This window comes from Aeromicrobium sp. PFPM2_SD2 (genome assembly GCF_057364525.1).
In genome coordinates this window covers 1-2483 of record NZ_JBNFNZ010000366.1, presented here as the reverse complement: position 1 = coordinate 2483, position 2483 = coordinate 1, and the positions used below count along the sequence as shown (strand labels likewise).

Here is a 2483-nt window from a genome sequence, read left to right as displayed (position 1 = left end):
CTGGCCGCCGGCGACCCCGCTCGAGGACGTCGTGCGCGAGCACCCCCGCGTCCACGCTGGCCTGGTCGCTGCTGGGCCCAGGCCGCGCTCGACGAGGACCGTGACGTCGAGGGGCTACGCCTACGCCCGCCACCGGCTACCACCGCGCGCTGGACCTGCTGCGCCGCAACGGCTGGAAGGGGCACGGACCGGTCCGTGGTCGCACCAGCCCAACCGCGGCTTCCTGCGCGCCCCTCGCCGTGCTGGCCACCGCCTCCGAGCGGCTCGGCGACGAGCCCGAGGCGCACCGCTGCCGCGAGTTCCTGCGCGAGTCCAGCCCCGAGGCGTACGCCGAGCTCGTCCAGGCCTGACCGCCGCCCGAGGCCCCCACGACCCGGTCGTGGGGGCCTCGTCGTGTCCACTCGGTGACGTTTCGGCAAACTCGGCCGAGGGGCCCCGCATCGGTCTTAGGGTTCCGGACGTGCGCCCGTGGGAGGCGCCGTCTCGGAAAGGACCCCTGTGAACCCCTTGCGTCGCAGGACGGCCATCGGCGTGGCCGCCCTCCTCAGCGTCGGCGGTCTCGCCGTCGCCTCGCCGGCCCAGGCCGCGGACCCCGTCACCATCAACCTGATCGACGTCAACGACTTCCACGGTCGCATCGACGCCAACACCGTCAAGGTGGCCGGCACGATCGAGCAGCTGCGCGCCGCTGCCGGCGAGGCCAACACCCTCTTCCTGTCGGCCGGCGACAACATCGGCGCCAGCCTGTTCGCCTCGTCCTCGCAGCAGGACCAGCCGACGATCGACGTGCTCAACACGCTCGACCTGGCCGTCTCGGCCGTGGGCAACCACGAGCTCGACGGCGGCGAGGCCGACCTGACCGGACGCGTCGAGGCGGCCGCGGACTTCCCGCACGTCGCGGCGAACATCTACCGCAAGGGCACCACCGACACCGTCCTGCCGGCCTACGAGACGTTCACCGTCGCCGGCCAGGAGGTCGCGGTCATCGGCGCCACCACCGAGGAGACCGCCTCGCTGGTCTCGCCGGCCGGCGTCGCGAACCTGGAGTTCGGCGACCCGGTCGAGGCGGTCAACCGCGTCGCCCGCCAGCTCGAGGCGTCCGCGGACAAGCCGGACGTCATCGTCGCCTCGTACCACGAGGGCGCGGGCTTCAAGACGTCCTCGACCACCACGCTCGAGCAGGAGGTCGCCGACGGCGGCGCCTTCGCCGACATCGTCACCAAGACCGACGCGTCGGTCGACGCCATCTTCACCGGCCACACCCACAAGGAGTACGCCTGGAACGCGCCCGTCCCCGGCGTGGCGGGCAAGACCCGGCCGGTCGTGCAGACCGGCAGCTACGGCGAGCGCATCGGCCAGGTGCAGCTGAAGGTCGACCCCGACAGCGGTGACGTCGTCTCGTACACCGCCGGCAACGTCGCCCGCACCGCGACGGCGGACGCCGACCTCGTCGCCGCCTACCCGCGCGTGGCCCAGGTCAAGACGATCGTCGACGACGCCCTGGCCAAGGCCAAGGCGCTCGGCGACCAGCCGGTCGCGACCGTCACCGCCGACATCACGACGGCCTACGCCGGCACGGCCCGCGACGACCGCGCCAACGAGTCGACGCTCGGCAACCTCGTCGCCGACGCCGTCCTGGCCCAGGTCTCGCAGCTCGAGGTCGGCGCCGACCTGGGCATCGCCAACCCCGGCGGCCTGCGCGCGGAGCTGTTCTACGCCGGCTCCACCGGCGCCGACGCCGACGTCAACAAGGACGGCGTCATCACCTTCGCCGAGGCCAACGCGGTGCTGCCGTTCAACAACACGCTCAGCTCGGTCAGCCTCAAGGGCTCCGCGCTCAAGCAGGTCTTCGAGCAGCAGTGGCAGACGAACCTCGACGGCACCGTGCCCTCGCGCTCGTACCTGCAGCTGGGCACGTCCCGGAACGTCCAGTACACCTACGACGACTCGCGCGAGCGGGGCGACCGGATCACCAGCCTGACCATCGACGGCCAGCCGCTCGACCCGGACAAGACGTACCGGGTCGCGACGTTCAGCTTCCTGGGCGCCGGCGGCGACAACTTCCGCGCCTTCACCCAAGGCACGAACTTCGACACCGGGCTGCCGGACTACCAGGCGTGGATGGACTACCTGAAGGCCGAGTCCCCGGTGGCGCCGGACTTCAAGCGCCACGCGATCAAGGTCTCCGGCGACACGGACGTCGCCCTCGGCGACGAGCTGAAGGTGACCTTCCCCAAGCTCGACCTCACCTCGCGCGGCACCCCGGCGACGACCTCGGTCACCGCCTCGCTCACCGTCGGCGGCGAGACCACCGACCTGGACGCGTTCCCCGCCACGGGCGGCTCGGCGACGGTCACCGCGCCCACGACGGCGATGGGCACCGGCACGCTGACGGTCGTCACGGCGCCGACGGGGCACCACGTTCTCGGTGCCCGTCTGGTCGGGCAAAGGCCGCCAGCACGACGACGGGCCGGCGCCCCCGG

The 2483-nt window shown here is 72.5% G+C and carries 1 protein-coding gene and 1 pseudogene; both read left to right on the top strand.

The features are described 5' to 3' along the window. Positions 1-143 precede the first annotated feature (143 nt). Positions 144-350: pseudogene (locus AC2W7G_RS13655) on the top strand (DUF3151 family protein); the annotation flags it as partial. Positions 351-531: 181 nt separating this feature from the next. Next, positions 532-2483 (top strand): bifunctional metallophosphatase/5'-nucleotidase (locus AC2W7G_RS13650; RefSeq protein ID WP_485868917.1); only part of this gene is annotated, 1952 nt, incomplete at its 3' end.